The organism is Nocardiopsis nanhaiensis (assembly GCF_054778635.1).
On the sequence record NZ_BAAGZJ010000085.1, the window covers coordinates 1 to 19,180 of the forward strand.

Consider the following 19,180-nt stretch of genomic DNA (forward strand, 5'->3'; position numbering starts at 1 on the left):
TGCTCTTCCCGAGGCCGCGTGGATCAACGAACCGGACACCGCACCTACCGCGCAGCACAGCGCTGACCTGTGTGAAGCGGCCTGACGATCACCTACCCCTGTCCGATTCGACTTGACACACTCCGCCCTGGCCGTGGGCGCGGCGGTCACCCTGCTCGGCTGGGTTCCGCTGGCCGTGTCGCGCCTGCGCGGCCCAGACCCGGAGGGCGGCTTCGGTTAGTCGGCTCACCGGGCTGGATACTCGTGGCTGTGGGCGACCGGGGGTCTTCGGCCCGCGCGGCGGTGGGCTCCGCCGCTTTCGGCAGGACAACCCAATCGGAAAAGGGCATCGGTTGACTTTCACACGGCTGGTCACACTGGACGACGCGGCGGAGATCGCCGAGGTACTGACGGAGAACCGAGGCTTCCTCGCGGAGTGGGAACCCCTGCACAGCGACAACTACTTCACCGTCGAGTGGCAGGCGACCCTTCTCGAACGGGCGCTGCGGGGTTACGCGGACGGCAGCGGTGTTCCGCTGGCCATCCTGGCGCCGGACGGGCGGATCGCCGGTCGGCTCAACATCAACAACATCGTCCGGGGCGCCTTCCAGTCGGCGAGTATCGGCTACTGGGTGGGCAGTTCGCACAACGGTCGGGGCCTGGCCAGCGGTGCCGTTTCCGAGGCCAGGGACATCGCCTTCGAACAGATGGGGCTCCACCGTCTCCAGGCCGAGACGCTCATCAGGAACACGGGGTCGCAGAAGGTCCTGACCCGCAACGGGTTCGCGCCCTACGGGATCGCGCCCCAGTACCTCAGGATCGCCGGAGAGTGGCAGGACCACATCCTCTACCAGCTCCTCAACCCGGGATGGTCGGAAGCCGGGGCCGCCGTACATGGAATCTGAGTGCCGGGTACGTAGAAGCCGACGCGAACGATTCCCACGAGGAGGCGGATGATGGCGGAGAGACCCGAAGATCCACGCCGCCAAGGAGGCGGGGTCCAGGCGTGGATCGAGGCCCATCGCGGTCGCCTGCCCGAGACCTATGACGCGTTCGCGGCCCATTCCATGGACTACCGGCGGGCGATCTTCGCCGAGTTGTCGCCTGAGGTGCGCAGCCGGCTGTGGACCGAGCACGTGACCCGGTACCGGGAGAGTCGTGCCGACCTGTCCCCCGAACAGGACGCCGCTCTCGCCCACGCCCTGGAGCTCTTCTCCGATCCCGGGACCTTCGCTGAGGTGCACACCGGGCCGGACCCGGTCCTGGACCGGCTGAAGGCCCAGACCATCGCCGCCTTCGGCTTTTCCGAGGCGGCGGCCATCATCGCCACACTCGGACCCCCGGACGAGGGCGGAACGCCCCCGCGGTCCTGACAGCGAACCGGGGACCCTACGCCTGTGCCCGTTCTACCCGCACAAAGAAGACCCGGGCCCGCGCTGTGCGCAGGTCCCGGGTCTGAGCGCGGAGGATGAGGGATTTGAACCCTCGAGGGGATTGCTCCCCAACCGCATTAGCAGGGCTATGGATCAAGGTTTGATTAGGATCTGGGGCTGCCTGATGGTGCCATTTCATGGGGTCAGGCTGGGTTCGATGTGCCATGATGTGTTGCCCTGCGAACCCTCGTGCCGAAAGGTTCGTGCCAGTCTGGTGCCAGGAATCTCGTCGGGACCCCTGCTGGGTTTGTAGCAACCACACCGTTTGGCTTCAAAGAGGGAGCGGGTGTTTTCTCCCTGATGTCCAGAGTTGAAGTTCCAGCAGTTTTGGTGGTGTCTCCTGGCCTTTGCGGTATGAGATGCAGATGGTGAAAGATGTTTCCGCTCCTGAACTGCTCTATCGGTCTCTAGCCAGGTGGGAGCAGCTTGGTGGCCTGATCTGGCCTGCTTATTCCACCGTGGATTGACGCGGCGTAGTCCCTGCTCTAGAGGGTCCAGTTTGCGCATTACAACCGAACCATAAGGGCCCTCGCCTGGTGCTCAAATCTAGCACACATTGGAATTAATCAGTTATGCGGGGATGATTCGCTCAATCTCGTGATCCTTCCCGCTGCGGAGTGTCAGAAGCGAGGAACCGCTATCGTGCTTTTGTAGGTCGTTGAGGAGAAAAAGTTCAAGTTGGCGGCAGATGGGACAAACTTCCACGGTCACGAAGGGCCACAAAGACAAGGGTTCGCTGACACTTCTGTGCTGGACGTACACGCGGTCCGGATGAAGAAGGCCGCTCGGTGACTTTTCGAAGGGTTCCCACTCGGGGTGAGCGCCCCTCAGTCGCCAGCCCACAAGCCGGTGTTCCACCCCTGTGTACTCACATCTCTCGACCTGATCCCACGAGAGATCCGAAAACCAGGAGACCGAGTCGAGGAGGCGTACGACCAGGGGTTGGAGGATGGAGATCTCTTCCTCGAGTTCGTGCTGGGCACTTACGCCGTGTGCATGCCCTGAGGTGTTTCTCTGATCCTTGATCTTCTCTAGAAGGTCTAGGGTGCCTTCGGGTGAAGGATCTGCGCTCAGTCCTGGGAGCGACGTTCCCATGTCCTGGTTGGATTCACCCAGTTTCCTAAGGAGGTTGATCCAGGTCCCGAAGGAGGCCCCTCCAGGTTTGTTGAACTGCCCGTGCAGTTCTGTTGGGAGACCGCTCCTAGTGCTCAGGTTCAGAATCGCTGTCGCCATGAGACCAAGTGCTCGGGCAACGCTTTCACCCAGTTTGAGTAGGGCGTCTTTCCTCCGTTCGAGAGAGGCGTGATGGACTCGCACTTGGCGGGCCAGGGTAGCGACCGGGTACGGGTACCCCCATTCGGCGCGCCAGATCGGGTCTTCGAGGGGCTCGGTGAGTCGTGTGATCAGACGTGCCCGGGCCGAAGCCTGACGAGCAGCTGCCAGGATGTCTTCTGGCAGTCGTCGGGTTTGATTGAAGACGTTGGGGTACATGTCCTGGGAGATCTTGGCCAGGGCGCCCTGGCCTTTCCGCAGGTCGCCGAGAGACTCGTTGAAACCGGGGTCTCGGATGATTTCAGCCGGGACCGCAAGCCCCAATGTTGGGCGACCCCGAGTGCCAGGGGCGTTCAGGTCCTGGTGTCGGAGCCATTCGCAGAGAGCTTCACCGGTGCCGTCTCGATGGGGGCGGAGGACTTCCAGTTGGGTGCGAGCCGCCCCAAAACCCAGGGGCAGGAGGCGCCAGTTCCTGCCGAGCCCCACCACGTCGCCGTCTTTGCAGGAGGCCCATCGTTTGTTGGATGCCTCGGTTTTGGTGGGTTCGGGAAGCTCGGATGATGTGGAAACCGTCATGAGGCTGGTTGAGTCCAGTAGAGGGAAGCCCTTGAGGTCGGTCTGGGAGAGTCGCTTGGGTGTTATCTTGCGGGCCACCTGAGCCAGCGTGCTAAATTCTCTTGGCCTGATTCCTTGGCGAAAGAGCTCTTCCGGAAAATCGCAGCCTTCCTTGAGAGCGGCCGAATCGTACCATGCGTCTGGGAAATAGGGGTGGATTCGATCCCGCAGATAGGAGTCGACATCTGTTTCCACGAGAACTTTCTCTGTGATGCGAAGTGCGGGGTCGGGGCGGGGGGAGCCGGTGTCGTCTATTTGAGTTTCCCCGGAATCGCAAGTAATCGCAACTGTATTGATGACAGAACGCAATACCGCTGAGGGGAGGGGTGTCAGTACGTTGAGTTTCTCGAGTGATTTTGTGAGGTCCCGATCAAACTCGGCGCGGGTATTCCAACTGACTCCGATTGATCGTTTGAGTGCGGCGATCAGGGCACCCTTCGGAGGGTATTTTTGAACCGGGTTTGCTCGTTCTACGGCTGCGATGCTGCTGTCGGTGACGGTGAATCGTTGTCTGAGCGGACGATCGAACACCAGGGTTCGGTAACGACAGGTGGCGCTGGGTACGCGGTGGGCTCTGCCATGTTCGTTTGCCGCTCGACCTTCGGGTGCTGTGAGGCAGACGCGGTACAGGTCGGTGATGGCATGGACCTCTTGCTCTGTCGGAACCTTCCTCCAGTTCTCTGATTCACGGGATTCCGTTACCGGCATGTCACGTGCGTCAAGGAAGACGATCTCTCCTTGAGTGTCCCTATTTTTTCGGTTGCTCAACAGCCAGACATGAACAGAGAGTTTTGTGTATGAGATGAGCCCAGGAGGAAGGGAAATAACCCCCTCCAGCAGGTCTTCGTCCAAGAGCCACTGACGGATCTTCGATTCTGGGGATCCCGAATCCCCGGTTATCGTGTGGTTCGCTGAAAAAACGAGCGCCATACGAGCGCCGCCCTCTGCTGGTGATCGCATGTGCGCGACCATGTGCTGGAGCAGCAGGAACGGGGCCGCGTTTCCCTGAGGCACTCCTGCGGGAAAACGTCCGTTCGCGCCCTGTTTGGCCTCCTGGATGACGCTCTCAGCCTCCTGGCCCTGCAGGGGGCGGTGACCGAAGGTAGAGGACACCAGATAGTCGAAGTGTGTGCCTCGGTGCCGGGGGTCGGTGAGCGAACTGCCGGCGCGGAAGGAACTCGGATTCCGTCCCGCCAACAGTGCCCAAGCACGACTCACTGTGAGAGCGGTGAGGTAAGGCTCTTGGCCGAAGAGCGTGACCTCTTGGTGGGGCCGGATTGCGGACAGTCGCTCTTCGACGGCGGCAAGCAGCGCGCCTGTCCCACCGGCAGGATCGTAGACGCTCACAGAGCGTTCCGCGTGCGGTGGAGTGAGATCCGCTTCGACGAGTAGCGAGGAGACCAGAGCTGATAAGCCGGAAGTGGTGTGCTCAACCGTCGAGTAACGATGCTTTTCGAACAAGAGATCAATAAGGCCCAGGAAGAAAATGGCCATGCCCCGATCAGTGAAGTGGTCGGGGCCGAGATCGGTACTTGAGAACACGTCGAGCAGTTTATGGATCCCTGCGACTTCCCCTGGGAAATCGAAAGACATCCTGGAGATGAGGGGCTCGATGATTTCCACGACCTCATCAGAAAATCCCTGGGCAAAGCTCGTGAAGTGGCTCAGTGCAGGGAAAGTCGATTCTTCGTCAGTAGAATTTCTTTGTGTGTCGGAGAAGAGGCTGGGCGCTTCTGTCGAAGGCCCTTCGGAGTCCAAGGCCCCAGCTTCCCTGAGACAGTCCAAGCGCCTGAGTACTGTCAGAGCTATCACAGTGTTATCGAAACTTCCACTGAACATCATGTCTGGACTTTTGCCTACCGCAGACCACAGTTGGTTCACCAATTCGCGGGGAGTGATGCTCAAGTGAAGCCTTTCATATCGGACGGTCGCAGGCAGGATCCCTGAAAAGTCGAGTGATGGAAGGTGTATCCAGCGTCGGCGTCGTTGACGGCGTCGAGCTGTTCGGTACGGCCGAGGTCGACGCGTACGGTCATGTCGCCAGGGTGTCGCTATCTGCGTTGCTAAGTTGAATGGCTTATACGAAGTGCTGAAGGTGTTGGTCGGCCAACTGGAAGGACACCGACGATGATCAGACGGGGAACCTCGGTGTTGCTACGTGCATAGGTGATGGTCCAAATGCTGTCATCGATGCTCCGGTATCCGGCGCTGTGATTACTGTAGTCGCCGACGAGTAGTAGACTGAAGGGTGGGCCTGTGGCGGTGTAGATCGCGGCCTGTGCGAGATAGTCTCGCTCAATTTTCTCCCGATCCCACGGCGTGGAGCGCCATTTGACTTCGGAGATGAAGCGGTTGCTGGGCTGCGGTATGTAGATAACATCAGCCCGCCCGCCCGCAACGTCCCATAGTTCCCGCTTTACAGTGCCCGGGGTAAAGACGCCACTGAGATGCTGATGGAAGTCGTCTTGGAGATGTTTCTCATTCCAGTGATTTAGCTTTCCATCGTCGTTCTTCCGAGCCGGACCAAGGTAGGAGGTGCGCTCGCCATACAAGTCGGCTTGTGCGTCAAATCGGTCGTAGAGGAAACGCAGGAATTGTTCCAAAAGTGCGGCGAAATAGTGGCTGTCGTTCGGCTTCCAGGCGGGGCTCGTAGCCAATTTTTCAAGAAGGGTTTCCAGGTGCGCGTCGAGGCGAGCGTTGCCGGTGGGGTTGTAGCCGTTGGTTATCTCATGTACACGCTGTTCAAGCTGGTCGAGAAGGTGGGGGTCGACGTCGTCGCGCAGCACCTTGGCGTCAGGACGGAAGAGCGAGGCGAGCCTAGGACGGCCCTCCAAGGATTTTCCCGGCGCCTCACTACCCGACATCACTGCAGTGTTGGCCTGTTGGCGCCTTGCTTGAACGGATTTAAGGAGAGTCAGAGCGTCAGGGTGGTTGATAAACTGCGGATCGCTGGAGAGGGCCTGCTCAAGGTGATGTAGGAGGCCTTCGCGGTGGATGAAGGGAGCTTCTACTGTGGGGCTGATTAGTGCGGTGAAGCCTTGAGGGTTACTAGTGGGTGTGTGGATGCTGCGGCTGGCAAGGTAGATCTGCAGAAGATCATTTAGTGCGTTGGCGGGGTTATACCAGCTGGGCTGGCCCAGATGTCTTTGTGCGATGTGAAGAGTTGTTACCAAGCGTGACCAAGATGCTTGGGCTATGCCGCGAGCGCTTAGCCATTCGAGCTTGTGCATCCGGGAAGTCCAGGCGGCCAGGTTCGTCGCAGCAGTGTTTAGCTGATCGGCAGCATCAGTGAGTCGTTGCCGTGCGCTGTCGTCGGTTGGCAGACTCTGTTCGAGGTCGGCGAAGGCGAGTACGGCCCTGATTGCGGCGGCATGGGCGCGGGCGTCGAGGCGAGCCCCGTGGGTGTGGTCAAGCTCAGCGAACCGCATCAGCGCCCGGCGTAGTCGTTCTTCGGCCGTGGCAGGGTCGCTTGCCTCCAGGGCGGTGCGCTCATCAGCCAGAGCCAGTTCGAAGCTTGCGTCGGCCCGAACGGTTGGGGCAAGTTCAGTCCTATTTTCGAGTGCGCCTAGGACATTGAGGAGCTCGTTTGTATTGGAAAAATGATCATGGGCAAGGCCGATCAGGATTGGTAGTCGCTCTAAAGCATCGGCTGATTCGGTGCCATCGATGTCGGTGAGCAACGCGAGCAATCGATGTGGGGGAGTCTGGCCAGCAACGGCCAGACGCAGTAACCCAGAGATGGCCGATTGGGCGAGAGCAGCGTCGGAGTCACCAGACAGGGCTCTTTCTGCAAGCGTGGCGAGATCTTTAATGCACCGGCTGCCGAGGCGGGCAGCTAGTTCCGGCTGAGTGCACAGGATGTCGAGTGCGTCTGCATGGACCCAAGCTGCATAGGGATTACGCAAGCCGTGAGCGGCCGCAGCGAGCAAGGGTGTGGCCTGTTCGTCCGAGAGAACGTTGATACTGTGCGACAGCGCTGTGAGGAGATAGGGCAGTTGCGGGCTGGTGGCCAGTGCGGCGGCTTCGGCTATGACAGCATTGGCTCCACCGAGATCTTCCAAGTGGGGGCCGGTGTCGAGCTCTTCCTCGGTCGCGTGGCAGGCCCATTTTTGGAGAGCCTGGTCCACGCTTGAAGCCAATTTTCTCTCTCTTCTGCTCGTTTGCATCGGAAGTGAATGAAGACCTTAGAACAGATGATCCCCTTCTTGAGTGACGAGCTGTTCGGCAGGCAGGGCACCGACAAGTTCAGGCTGCGCGGTCGTCAGTACCACTTGCAGCTCAGGAAGTTCCCCAGCGATGGTCTGCAGCTCTGCAATCAAGATGCGTGCTGGTACCTCGGTGACCTCCTCAGCGGCGACAGAGTCGATCAACAGTAGACCCGGATGGGAGGTCACGCCACGGTCTGCCCCAACACGTAGAAGGGCGATGACGGTGGCAATTCGCATCCGCAGTCGGTCACCGCGGCTGAGCCGCTTGAACGCGGTTTGAACTCCTGCTTTTACGGCGTTGACTCTGCCAGAGCGATCAAGTCGGACGCTATCGAGGTTTTGCACTCCGAATCGCGTAGCCAGCTCCACTATCTGGTTGTTCATTGAAGGGAAGAGCAGCTTGGCAGATTCATCGACTACCTTGCGCACAGCCGTGGTCACGGCTTCCAGCACCTGGGTGGACACAGGGAGAGGTGGTGCCTCGGGGATTGAACCGGTAGCGGCGAGGCGTCCTTCTAGTTCGGCGGCCTGAAGCTCCAGTTGACGAAGAAGGTCGTGGTTCTGCGATGTCGCCAGGCCTTTTCGAAGAGCAGCTACTGCTTCGCGCTGGTCAGCGAGCGCGTAGTCCACCATGGCCGCCGCGCTTTCACTGTGGCTGATCGCTTCCTGTTCTGCTGCCCGCGCTCTCTCAAGCTGCTGCTCTAGGCCCTGCAGCATTACCTCAGCTGTCTCCTTGTCCACCTCGGGTAGTGGCCGGGTACACACCGCACAGGCTCCGTGTTCATGCTCTTGCCAGCGTCGATCGCGCTCAAGGGGTTCCTCACACCTTGGGCAGCACACAGGGTTTAGTCGGCCCAGCACGCGTCGTGCTTGCCAGGTCTCGCGGGCGTCCAGCAACGCCTGAGTGGCATGCATCCGGCCCGACTTTGCCTCGGTCATGGCCTGCTGGGCCTCTATTAAGAGAGTCCGCTTTTCTCGCAGTGCTGCTGCGGCTTGATCGGCGCCCTGAAGCAGTGGAGACACATCCCGGCTCGCCACATCCCGTAGATCAACGATCTGCTGGGACAGCCGCTCCAGTTTCTCTTGCCACGTGGCTCTTTCGGCCTTGCGCGCCTTGGCGTCTCCCTCAGCTCGCCGCTGCTCTTGGGAAAGGGTCTTCTTCTCTCTCTTCCCCGCCACCGACAACTGTGTAAGTACAGTGCTGTAGGGGAGATCAACGAACAGCTCGATGAGGCGGCCGGACAAGCCAACGGCGTTAACGTCACCGAGAAGAATCTCATCGCCCCCCGGGTTGAGGTAACACGCGCCGAAGTACGATGCCCACCCGTGGATCTGAGGTGCGCCCTCGCCATCAGCGCCGCCCCTGCTTTGCCACAGGTTGGTCTGGCCCATCCGTAGGGCGTTGAGGAAGAAGGCACCGATACTGCGACGAACCTCGTCGGTTCCGGAGGCCTGTTCTAGCAACCGGAGAATGCTGTTGTCTTCCCCGGCAGCCAGGAGCTGTTCAGCAGTATCTGCTGTGAAGATCTGAGCTGTTAGTGAGGGGCTGTCCTCGGGGTTGATGCCCAGGGAGATACGGATGGGGCGACCTGCCACCAAGACGTCCAGGCTCAAGTGCCGTAGCCAGGAGCGAACGTCCGGGGGCAGGTCGCGCGGTTCCCCTCGTAGTGGCCAGACCAGGAATTCCAGCAGGCTGGTTTTCCCGGCACTGTTGTCAGGGTGAACGATCGCCCACACTCCAGATGAGAACTCGCGCTCTACTCTGAAGGATTTGCCAGAGTGCTTTACTCCGCGTGCCCGTAGATGCAATATCCGCAACCGTCTGTCAGCTGCTGCGGGGCTCTTCAAAGTGATGTTCGCTTCAGCGAGCGACCGTTCCACTTGTTCTATGGACAGCCCCAGGTTAATGGCGACATCATGCAGGATTTCGCTGGCACTGGGAATAGCGTTAAGGCTTTTTGCTGCGGAGTCTGGGGAAACGGTCAAGAAGCCTCCTGGCCGACGTCGAATCCCGGCAGTTGTGTAGCAGCCTTCAGCTCATGTAGCCGGGCGCGAGCCTGCTCGGTGATGGGCGCGATGTATTGTCTCCACGGAGTATTCGCATAGTCACGGAGTAGGTACTGTCGGTTCTTCATCTGCGTGCCGCCCAACCCATCGACCAGTGCTACGACCAGTTGGGTTCGACTGACATACCACTCCAGTATGGGTGCTTCCTCGACCACTGATCGGGCCACTTGACGGCCTTGTTCGAGAAGAAAGTAAATGTGTTCGACAACGCGATTCTGGCCTAAGACCTGAGTCTTGCGGAGCAAACCACGCTCCACCAACGGTGCCAGAGCGTCATCCAATTCCTCGAAGGCACCGAACTTGTGTCGCAGCATCGGGAATCGCCTTAGGTCCGGCTCCTCTGAATGCAGGATGTTCGATGCCAGGTCAAGTAGACCCGTCTCGTTTGGAGTTGCCTCGTACTCGTTCATGAGCTCGAAAGCCAGGTAGTCCGGATACCGCACCCAGAAATCGAGCTTTTGCAGACGCACCTGCGTGTGGACTACACCAACGGTCGATGCGGGTACCGGCTCACCCTCGACCGGTGGCTTGCCTGCGGCGTCGAGCAACAACAGGAGGCGCACAGAGTCCTGCCAACGGCTCGCTCTTCGTACCGCTAAGGATGCGACCATCGTGCTCCTAGGCATTAGCCGACTGCTCCGTCACTGTGATCCAGTCTGGCAGGGGGCAGTCTCGTGGACCAGACTTTGACAGAAAACGGTCGTGGGGCCTGCCCTGTTCTGTGGCGGTTCTCAGTCTCTGTATAGCCCGAAGCCTTGCTGGTGGAAGACGGCTTTGAGTGCCCCGGGAGTTAGCGGCGGGGAGAAAGGAAGGTCCGTGTTCCGGAGTGCTCAGCGCAGGTGTCGGCGGACTTCGGCGGCGAACTGGGGTACGCCGGTTCGCTCCAGCAGGGCGAGCACTCCGGGAACGGTCGTCGGTTCGCGGCGGTAGGAGGCAGCCTGTTTCTCCAGAACGCCGAGCGTCAGTCCCGGGTAGAGGTCGAGTTGATCGAGAAGGAAGTCGTCCGGGTGCACGGCCAGGACGTCGTAGGGCTTGAGCGCTGTGTCCGGGAAGTCCTTCGTATTGAAGGTGACGATGACCTCGGCGTTTGCTCGGACGGCACCAGCGAGGACGTGCCGGTCCTTGGGGTCGTTTTTCATGCCGTCGATCAGCGTCTCGTAGCCGTGCACCGTAGCGTCGGGGAAGGCGCGGTTCATCTGGGTGATCCTGCGTTCGACCTTGTCCGCTGCGATGCCCCGCTTGGCGACGTTGCGGCTGAGCTCGTCAAGCACGTCGGCAGACCACAAGGGGCGGTACGCTCCGGCGGCCGCGAGCCGTAGGAGGGTGTCGCACAGGTAGGCGGGATAGAGCACACAGGTGTCGAGAAAGGCGGGAAAAGCCACTGCCTGCCACTCTCACCTGGTGTTTTCAGGGGTGGAGGTCACGTCGTACAGGCCCGTTTCCTCGGCGTCAACCGCCATCTGGTCCAGGACCTGCTCCCGTTCCTGCCGGGTGCGCTCCTGGTAGTCCAGGACATCGCGGAGGAGCACCCGACGATGCCGCCCCCGCATGCTGAAGGGGATTTCGCCCTCGCTCAGGAGCCTGACCAGGGTAGGACGGGAAATACTGAGCAGATCAGCTGCCTCCTGCGTGGTCAGCATGGTGTTGTGCGGAGCGATGGAGATCGCCAATCCCTGGGAAAGCGCTGCCACGACGTCGCGCAGGACTCCGTAGAGCTCCTCAGGGACATCGATTTTCGAGCCGTCCGGGCCGATCAGCCGTGCGCGCGGCCGGCGGTCGTCAGTCAGGTCGCGAGCGAGTCTGGCCAGCTCAGACCGGTCGTCGGGTGGAAGAACCGTTCGTTCCCGCAGTGTCGTTGCCATAACGCCATCCTACCCTAATCGAAAAAAACGAAATCCTCCATAGCGTGTGCCGCGACATCGAAGTGTGGCGGCGGCAAGGTGCGTGCTGAGTGCGTGCCGTCACAGCCCTGCTCAAGGGTGGTTCGAAGAGACTCGAAACCACCTGTCACAAGGCAGGGCTATTTCGTACTTGTTCCTTGTAGACAGAGAGGACAGCCCTCTTCGCCCCACACGTGGGGATCTGACCAAGGAGGCGGCTATGCGAGGCCATGTCTTCCGGCGCTGTTGGTGCCGAGACCACCAGACGGGCAAGCCCTACCGCAAGGGGAAGTGCCTCCGGCTCAGAGATCGCCAGCACGGTAGCTACTGGTTCCGGATCAACGTGCCGCCCACCGACGGGCGTTCACGTCGCCAGGTTCAGCGAGGCCCGTTCCAGACGCGGGAGCAGGCAGAGCGACAGTTGGCCGTCACCCTTGCCAAGGCGGGCATCGGAGGCAACACCTACGACAACACGGTCACCTTCGCCGAGTACCTGAACGAGGAGTGGCTTCAGGGAAAGCCTGATCTCAAGGCGACCACGAAAAGAGCGTATGAGGAGTCCCGCGACCTGTACCTCGTGCCGGCCTGGGGGCATCTCAAACTCGGCGAACTGACTCGGAGCCACTTCAACCAGCTCGTCGTCGAACTGGAGAAGATCAACCGGGACGAAGGCGAGCCCAGTGAACTGCTCCGGCGTCTGATCGCCGCCCGGGCCCACTGGGGGCAGGCGGGTGACGGTCGCTTGCACAGGCGGTCGAACAGATCGCTGTCGGCTTCGAGGATCAAGACGATCATGGCGCATGCCAGCAGTGCTCTCAGCCACGCTGTGAGATGCGGGTTCCTGGAGCACAGCCCTGCGGAGCGACTGGTTCTGCCACGGGTGGGCAAGCAACGTCCCCTGGTGTGGACCAGAGAGCGGGTCAGACTCTGGAAGCAGACGGGTCAGAAGCCATCCGCGGTCATGGTGTGGACTGCGGAGCAGGCGCGTGAGTTCCTCCGATTCGTATCGCACGAACGGCTCTTCGCGATGTACAGGCTCGCCATGGTGCGCGGACCGCGTCGAGGTGAACTGATCGGTCTGCAGTGGTCGGACGTGGATCTGGGCAACGCCGTCCTCCTGATCCGAAAGACCTCGCACGGACAAGGTGAGATGGATGGTCCCAAGAGCGAGGCCGGATATCGATACATCGACCTGGACGCGGCCACCGTCGATGCGCTCAAGGAATGGAGAGTCCGGCAGGCTCAAGAACGTGAGGCTGCGGGCTCGCTCTGGGAAGAGCGTGATCTGGTCTTCACCACGGAGCTGGGGAGGCCGCTTCGCCCTGACGGCGTTACGTGGAAGATGACCGACCTTGTTCAGCGGTCGGGACTTCCGCCGGTGACCTTCCACGGGCTCAGGCATGAGTCCGCCACGTTGAGCCGGGCAGCAGGAGTCGAGATCGAGGTGATCAGTAGGACACTGGGGCACGCGAAGCCGAGCTTCACGAGTGATTACTACGGGAGTGTGCTGCCGCCGATGGAGCGTGAGGCTGCTGAGGTGACAGCGCGTTACCTCGACTCCAGTGATGGAGTGCGGCGCGACAGTTCCCCGGATTCCGTCGACAGCAGTGACCCTGGGGAGGTGTGAGTGCGTGCCCAGTGCGTGCTGAGCCGCCAAATAAAGAAACCTGGGGCCTTCCGCAGTGCGGAAAGCCCCAGGTCAGAGCGCGGAGGATATGGGATTTGAACCCATGAGGGGGTTGCCCCCCAACCGCATTAGCAGTGCGGCGCCCTAGGCCTCTAGGCGAATCCTCCTGGCTGCGACCAGCCTACAGAGCGCGGGGGGACTGCGCAAAACGAATGCCCTGGACGGGAGGGGCCGGACGTGTGCCCGCCCCTCCCGACCGGGGTCAGGGGGTGTGCGGCCGCGGCGGGGGCGGGGTCCGGTAGGCGCTGGCCTGGAGTTCCCACAGTTCCCGGTAGAGGCCGTCCTCGGACATCAGTTCCGTGTGGGTTCCCTGGGCGACCACACGCCCCTTGTCGAGCACCACGATGTGGTCGGCCATCCGCACCGAGGCCAACCGGTGCGTGATCAACACGACGGTCGCGCCGGTGCGGCGGGCGTGCGCGTGTACGGAGGTGAAGAAGCCGTGCTCGGCGCGGGCGTCCATGGCGGCGGTGGGTTCGTCGGCGATGAGCAGGGGCACGGCGGTGCCGTCGTCACCCCGGTAGAAGGCGCGGGCGGCTGCCAGCCGCTGCCACTGTCCTCCCGAGGGCTCGACACCGTGGGCGAATCGCTTGTCCAGGAGTGTCTCCCAGCCGTTCCGGAAACTCGCGACCACGCGGTCGGCCTGCGCGGCCCCGGTCGCGCGGGCGAAGCGTTCGGGGCAAGTGGCGCTGCTCATTACGGTGTTGCCGCGCGCGGTCAGCGGCCAGTGCGTGTGGTCCTGGGCGATGACGGAGATCCGCTCGCGCAGGCTCACCCCGTCCACCCCGGCCAGGTCGGCGCCGTCCCAGCACACGCTGCCGTGCTGGGGCGTGTACAGCCCGGACAGCAGCTTGGCCAGCGTGCTCTTGCCCGAACCGTTCTCCCCGACCAGCGCGACTGTCTGCCCCCGGTGCAGGGTGAGCCGCACGTCCTCCAGGGCCGGTCCCTCCCCGGAGGGGTAGCGGAACGTCAGGTCCCGCAGTTCGATGCGCTCGAACTCCGCTGGGGCGGGCGCCAGTCCTGGGCGCGGTAGCCGGGCGCGGGCCTCGCTCTGGAAGGCCACGAAGTCGGAGAAGTACAGCCCCGACTCGTACACGCCGGTCACGGCGTACAGGGCGTTGCTCAGCGCGCCCTGGGCCACCCGCACGGCGACGACGGCGGCGCCGGCGACCGCGATCGGCACCACACCTTGGACCAGCAGTACGGCGAGAGCGGCGAAGACCCCCGCCGTCACCAGCCCGCTCGCGGTGTCCCCGGCCAGGCGGACGGCGGACTGGCGGGTGGCCAGCCCCAGGTGGATGTCGAGTTCACGGCGGGCGATGCGGTCGAACTCGGCGAGCAGGCGGCGCTCCATCGTGAACGAACGCACTTCGGCCGCGCTCTCCCGCGCGGTCATGAGCTGTTCGAGCATGTACTTGCGGCGGCGCCCCTCCGTGAAGGCGAGGATCATCCGGTACCGCATCCGCGCGGCGGCCGCCGCACCCCACCACTGGGGCACCATCGCCAGCAGCAGGAGCGGGACCAAGGCCGGGTGCAGGGCGGTCAGGACCCCGGCCGCGGCGACGATGCCCACCAGTCCGGTGAGCAGGTCGGCGGTCCGCCGGACCAGGGAGCCCGCCTCGTCGCAGCCGCGGGTGTGGGAGCGGAACAGGTGGTCGTGGAAGTCGCTGTCGTCGAAGGCGCGCAGCTCCACTGAGGTGGCGTCCAGCAGCAGGCGACGCTCGGCGGTCAGGACGACTTTGGGGGCCAGCCGGGCCTGGGCCCGGCCGGCCAGGGCGCCGCAGAAGCCTCGGGCGACCAGGGCCAGGGCGAGCAGTACGAGTGAGGGAGCCGCCGCGGCCACCCGGTCGGGGGTGGGCACCTCCGCGAAGAGTTCGGCGAGCACGGCGGTGGTGGTGATCAGCGCCCAGGCGGTGGCGGCACCGGAACCGACGTTGAAGAGGACGGTGGCCACGACGTCGCGGGGGCCGCTCCGCCAGGCCAGGGCGGCAGCCTGGCCGACCAGTGCCGGCATGCGGCGGGCGATCCGGTACCAGGAGGCCTCGGCTACAGCGCTGCTGTGCCGGTGCCACTTGGGTGGGGCGAGTTCAGGCAGGTCGATCCCTTCATCGGTAGTTTCCGGCCCTCGGTCCTTTGGGGCGTGAGTGGTGCGCACGGCGGTTCCTCCTGGGGGTCGGGGCGGGCTCGGGCGGTGCTGATCATCACCCGGGGGAACGACTCCGAGAGGCGGTCCCGGCGGTTGCGGACAGACCGGATCACAGGCGGGTCGGCAGGTGGGCGCGGTTGTACCGGGCGCAGGGCTCGCGGGAGCGGTGCGGATTCGCGGGGATAGTCGTGATCCGAATACCTGTACGAATCGGCCGGGCGCAATGCACCGACGGGGTGCGCCAGTGGCTGGCTGGCCGGTGTCCGCAACACAGGGGGTGCCGCACGGGCCCAGGGAAACCTGGTGGCCCGGTCGGGTCCTGGCCGACCGGCGGGCGGCTCAGGTGGTGGTGCGTTCGATGATGATGTCGGCGTCGGTGCGCAGCTTCTCCACCGCGCGGGAGAGCGCGCTCTTCACGGTGCCGATGGTGACGCCCATCCGCTCGGCGATCTGGGCTTCGGTGAGGTCGTCGTAGTAGCGCAGCAGCACGGTGGTGCGCTGGCGCTCCGGGAGGCGTTCGATGGCCCGGCCCACGACGTCGGCCAGGTCACTCCGCCACGTGGGGTCGTCCACGCGCTGCTCCGGGATCTCATCCGTGGGGTACACGTCCAGGTGCTTGCGGCGCCACTCGGAGATCTGGGTGTTGACCATGGCGCGGCGGACGTAGCCGTCGCGGGCCTTGGGGTTGGCGATGCGGCCCCAGGCGAGGAAGGTCTTGACCAGCGCGGCCTGGAGGAGGTCCTCGGCGTCGGCGTGGCTGTTGGTGAGGGACCGGGCCATGCGCAGCAGGGCCGGTCCGCGCTCGGACACGTAGCGGCTGAACTCGTCGGACCTGGGGATCCGGGTCGTTCCCGACACGTCGACCACCGACCTTCGCGGCGTGCGGCGGTGACCCGCACGCCGTTGCTGTGTGTCCGCGGCACCGGGCCGCCCTTATCCCTCACTCTCACACAGAGAACGCAAATCCCCAGGAACATGGGCACCACGTGCCGACAAACCGCGCGGTGCACTGTCTGCGAGGTGTAATGCCCAGGGCATGTCACCGACACGAACGAGTGCGTGGTCGGCGTGTGACCGGCCGTTCGGGTGGGCGCGGGTCACAATGGGCACTGACGGACGAGTCGGGCGGCAAGGGGGCGCGAAGGACATGCCACTGATGACGGACAGAGGGCGGGAACGCAGGCGGTTCACGGCTGCCGTGCTCGGCGCCGGGGCCGCGCCCGAACCCACACCGGTCCACCACCGTGTCGCGCGCGGCGTGGTCGTCGACGCCACGGCGTACATGCTCTGCCTGGCCACACCGCAGGGGGAGGAACGCTTCCTCTACGAGAGGGTCACCACCTTCTGGCGCGGCGGAGAGGCCGCTCCGACCGAGCTCAGGCCCGGTGACGACGCGGTGGTGCTGTGCTCGCGCGACGGCCGCCTGGTCGCCGAGCGCGTCTGGGCCCAGACCGCCCGCGCCACCGGTGTCATCGTCGACCGCGAGGGGGACAGTGTGCGGATCGACCCCGGGCACGGCCGCCCCCGACTGACCGTGGTCCTGCCCTACCGGTCCTCCGGGCGTATCGCCGTCCGGCACCCCCGCCTCGAAGTCGGCTACCTGTTCGACGTGGTGGGTGTCTGGCGGGAGGGCGAGGTCTGGGCGGCGCGACCGGCCACCACCCAACCGCCCTACCCGCTGACCTCCACCCCGAGCCGACCGCCTACCAGGCAGTACTCCACGACCGTCACCGGTATCGCCACCTGGTACGACCCCGCTTGGGGGCGCGCCAGCCACCTCGACCCGCGGGCCCTCGTCCACGGCGCCGCCTATCCGTCCCTCGACCCGGTGGGGCACGAGGGCCGGTGCGATCGGCGGACCCCCTGCGTGCCGCTGCCGCTGCTGTCGACCGGGGCCACGCTCAGCCTGCGCAACGACTGCACACGGGACACCGCGGTCGTCCCCGTCGTCGACTGCGCTGCAGCCGACAGCTGGCTGTGCGACCTGTGTCCGTCCTGCGGCAACCAGAGCGCGGGTCGGCTCGCCTCCCTCACCATGACCTCCTTCGTCGCCCTCGGAGGGCGGCTGGAGGCGGGTTGTTTCAACGCGACCATGACCGTCGCGAACCAGGAGGGATGACCGATGTTCCCGGAGATCCTCGAAGCGGTCCGCGAGGTCCAGCTCCCGCTGTTGGCCGCCCTGCTCCTACTGGGAGCGGCGGCCAAGGCCAGCCCGCAGGCCGCGGGCACGGGAGCCGCCGTCCTGTTGCCCGAGCGGCTGCGCCGACCCGTCACGCTCGCCACCTGCCTGCTGGAGGCCGCGCTCGCGGTGGCGCTGCTGACCGCGACCGGCCTCCTCGGTGAGGCCGCCCGTGTGCTCACCGCCCTGTTCTTCGCGGGGTCCGTGGGTGTACTGCTGGTGGCCCGGCACCGCGATCCCGAAGCGGGCTGCGGTTGCTTCGGCGGGCTGAGCCGGGCACCGATCGGCTGGCGCACGCTGGCCCGCGCCTCGCTACTGGCGGTGGCGGCGGCCGTGACGGTCGGGCTCGCGCCCGCGGGCTGGGAGGTGGCTGCCGCGCCCACGCCCGTCCACGGGGCGGTCATCGTCGCGCAGCTGCTCCTGCTGGCCCTGCTCAGTCCCGAACTGCGCGAGGTGCTTGCCCGGGCCGGCACCCGAGAGCCGTGTGCGCTGCGCGAGGTCTCCCAAAGCCGCACGCTCCGGCGCCTGCGCCGGAGCGAGGTCTGGCGCACCAACGCCAAGGTCATGCTCAGGACCGAGCCCGAGGAGACCTGGCGCCACGGCTGCTGGCGCTTCCTCCGTTACGACGGCCTGCGCCACGGCAGCCGTGTGGACGTGGTCTACGCGGTGCGGATCGGCGGGCCTCGGCGCACCGGGGTGCGCGCGGTCCTCCTCGACCGGGAGAGCGGCACGGTGGTCGCCTCCTTCGGCGCCGTGACCACGCTCGACCTCCAGGGGCCGCCGCGCAGGCTGCCCCGGCCCCGCCAGGCGGCCAAGCTGGACGAGGCCGACGGCCGGGGCGGGGCGAAGCCGGGGACCCTCGCGAAGGAGCTGCCGGGGGAGTCCGGTGCCGGTGCTCGGTCCGGCGCCCCGTCCGCCTAGTCGAGCATCTGTCCCTGGCGCTCGATGGCGGCCTCGCTGAACTCCACCAGCATGTCCGTGTAGTCCTCGGCCTCGCCCAGGCCCATGACGGAGGTGGTGCCCAGCATGCCGCCGTTCCGGTACATCACGGTGTACATGTCGTTCTCGCCGTCGTCGTCGCTCACCTGGATGGTGAAGGCGCGGGACTCGTCACCGACCTGCGGTACGTCCAGGTCGGCGACGCCGTAGTCGGAGCTGCTCCCGTCCTCGTAGGTCGCGGTGTACTCGGAGCAGGTCTCCGGCGGCTCGGTCGCCAGGGCTTCGGCGGCGCTGTCCTCGTCGAGCTCGACCAGGATGTGCGAGACGGCGCCCTCCTCCCACTCGTAGGCGGCCACGGAGGCGGGAGCGTCCTGCACGGCGTCCAGGTCGCCCCAGTGGTTGGCGGCGTCCACACACTCGGGTTTGTCCAGTTCGGTGGTGGCCCGGACCTCTTCCGAGTACTCCACTGTGACAAGCTCGGAATAGGTGCCGGCTTCGCTGCTCTCGGGCAGCAGGGTCGCGTCCTGGACGTTCAGCGGCTGGGCGTCGTGCAGTTGCGCGGCCGCCTCCGAGTTGGGGTCGTCGCTCTGCTCCTGGGCGTCACCGCCGCAGGCGGCCAACGTGACCGCGGCCGCCGCGGCGATCGCGCCGGGCAGGACCACGGTTCGTGCGGAGTGGGCGGGACTATGACGCAAACGCATGGTGGTATCTCCTCGTTTGTGCGATATTTCCGCTTGGAGCGGTGACCGGCCCGGACCTCTCATTGCTGAGAGTG

15 protein-coding genes and 1 tRNA gene are annotated in these 19,180 nt (G+C 64.3%); 5 read left to right on the forward strand and 11 right to left on the reverse strand.

What is annotated here, in order from left to right:
* Positions 1-332: 332 nt before the first annotated feature.
* Together ACYVD1_RS28525 and ACYVD1_RS28530 are read left to right on the forward strand one after the other, a co-directional pair.
* Complete coding sequence (locus ACYVD1_RS28525) at positions 333-884, forward strand: GNAT family N-acetyltransferase (protein WP_460777599.1); 552 nt, start codon at positions 333-335, stop codon at positions 882-884.
* 51 nt (positions 885-935) lie between these two features.
* Complete coding sequence (locus ACYVD1_RS28530) at positions 936-1,352, forward strand: bacteriocin fulvocin C-related protein (protein ID WP_460777600.1); 417 nt, start codon at positions 936-938, stop codon at positions 1,350-1,352.
* A gap of 630 nt (positions 1,353-1,982) precedes the next feature.
* Here ACYVD1_RS28530 and ACYVD1_RS28535 read toward each other — a convergent pair.
* The 7 genes from ACYVD1_RS28535 to ACYVD1_RS28565 all read right to left on the reverse strand — a co-directional run bounded on the left by ACYVD1_RS28535 (position 1,983) and on the right by ACYVD1_RS28565 (position 11,436).
* Positions 1,983-5,141: an HsdM family class I SAM-dependent methyltransferase gene (locus tag ACYVD1_RS28535; RefSeq protein ID WP_460777601.1), complete on the reverse strand. Its 3,159-nt coding sequence runs from the start codon at positions 5,139-5,141 to the stop codon at positions 1,983-1,985.
* Between the two features lie 59 nt (positions 5,142-5,200).
* Complete coding sequence (locus ACYVD1_RS28540) at positions 5,201-5,335, reverse strand: hypothetical protein (protein WP_460777602.1); 135 nt, start codon at positions 5,333-5,335, stop codon at positions 5,201-5,203.
* Between the two features lie 27 nt (positions 5,336-5,362).
* Positions 5,363-7,426, reverse strand: a complete 2,064-nt coding sequence (locus ACYVD1_RS28545; RefSeq protein WP_460777603.1) for a hypothetical protein — start codon at positions 7,424-7,426, stop codon at positions 5,363-5,365.
* Positions 7,427-7,483: 57 nt separating this feature from the next.
* Entirely contained in the window at positions 7,484-9,493 is a 2,010-nt protein-coding gene (locus tag ACYVD1_RS28550) for a hypothetical protein (protein WP_460777604.1), read from the reverse strand.
* A complete protein-coding gene (locus tag ACYVD1_RS28555) occupies positions 9,490-10,137 on the reverse strand; it encodes a hypothetical protein (protein WP_460777605.1) in 648 nt (215 codons plus the stop codon). The genes ACYVD1_RS28550 and ACYVD1_RS28555 overlap by 4 nt, the downstream gene beginning before the upstream one ends.
* A 267-nt stretch (positions 10,138-10,404) precedes the next feature.
* On the reverse strand, positions 10,405-10,956 hold the full coding sequence (locus ACYVD1_RS28560) for a PIN domain-containing protein (RefSeq protein WP_460777606.1): 552 nt from the start codon (positions 10,954-10,956) through the stop codon (positions 10,405-10,407).
* 12 nt (positions 10,957-10,968) lie between these two features.
* The gene (locus tag ACYVD1_RS28565) at positions 10,969-11,436 is read right to left on the reverse strand and encodes a helix-turn-helix domain-containing protein (RefSeq protein WP_460777607.1); all 468 of its coding nucleotides are present in this window, start codon (positions 11,434-11,436) and stop codon (positions 10,969-10,971) included.
* A 238-nt stretch (positions 11,437-11,674) separates the two neighbouring features.
* On the opposite strand from ACYVD1_RS28565, the gene ACYVD1_RS28570 reads away from it, so the two are divergent.
* Positions 11,675-13,081, forward strand: a complete 1,407-nt coding sequence (locus tag ACYVD1_RS28570) for a tyrosine-type recombinase/integrase (RefSeq protein WP_460777608.1) — start codon at positions 11,675-11,677, stop codon at positions 13,079-13,081.
* Positions 13,082-13,161: 80 nt separating this feature from the next.
* Here the strand turns inward: ACYVD1_RS28570 and ACYVD1_RS28575 are convergent.
* From ACYVD1_RS28575 to ACYVD1_RS28585, 3 genes are all read right to left on the reverse strand, one after another.
* Positions 13,162-13,248, reverse strand: a tRNA-Ser gene (locus ACYVD1_RS28575).
* A gap of 95 nt (positions 13,249-13,343) precedes the next feature.
* Positions 13,344-15,296, reverse strand: a complete 1,953-nt coding sequence (locus ACYVD1_RS28580) for an ABC transporter ATP-binding protein (protein WP_460777609.1) — start codon at positions 15,294-15,296, stop codon at positions 13,344-13,346.
* Between the two features lie 330 nt (positions 15,297-15,626).
* Entirely contained in the window at positions 15,627-16,154 is a 528-nt protein-coding gene (locus tag ACYVD1_RS28585; RefSeq protein ID WP_460777610.1) for a SigE family RNA polymerase sigma factor, read from the reverse strand.
* A gap of 289 nt (positions 16,155-16,443) precedes the next feature.
* Here ACYVD1_RS28585 and ACYVD1_RS28590 point away from each other — a divergent pair, with 289 nt between their 5' ends.
* Both ACYVD1_RS28590 and ACYVD1_RS28595 read left to right on the forward strand, forming a co-directional pair.
* The gene (locus ACYVD1_RS28590) at positions 16,444-17,406 is read left to right on the forward strand and encodes a hypothetical protein (RefSeq protein WP_460777611.1); all 963 of its coding nucleotides are present in this window, start codon (positions 16,444-16,446) and stop codon (positions 17,404-17,406) included.
* A gap of 3 nt (positions 17,407-17,409) precedes the next feature.
* Complete coding sequence (locus ACYVD1_RS28595) at positions 17,410-18,387, forward strand: MauE/DoxX family redox-associated membrane protein (RefSeq protein WP_460777612.1); 978 nt, start codon at positions 17,410-17,412, stop codon at positions 18,385-18,387.
* On the opposite strand, the gene ACYVD1_RS28600 is transcribed toward ACYVD1_RS28595, so the two are convergent.
* Positions 18,384-19,106, reverse strand: a complete 723-nt coding sequence (locus tag ACYVD1_RS28600) for a hypothetical protein (protein ID WP_460777613.1) — start codon at positions 19,104-19,106, stop codon at positions 18,384-18,386. The two genes, ACYVD1_RS28595 and ACYVD1_RS28600, sit on opposite strands and share 4 nt — an antisense overlap.
* Between the last annotated feature and the right edge of the window lie 74 nt (positions 19,107-19,180).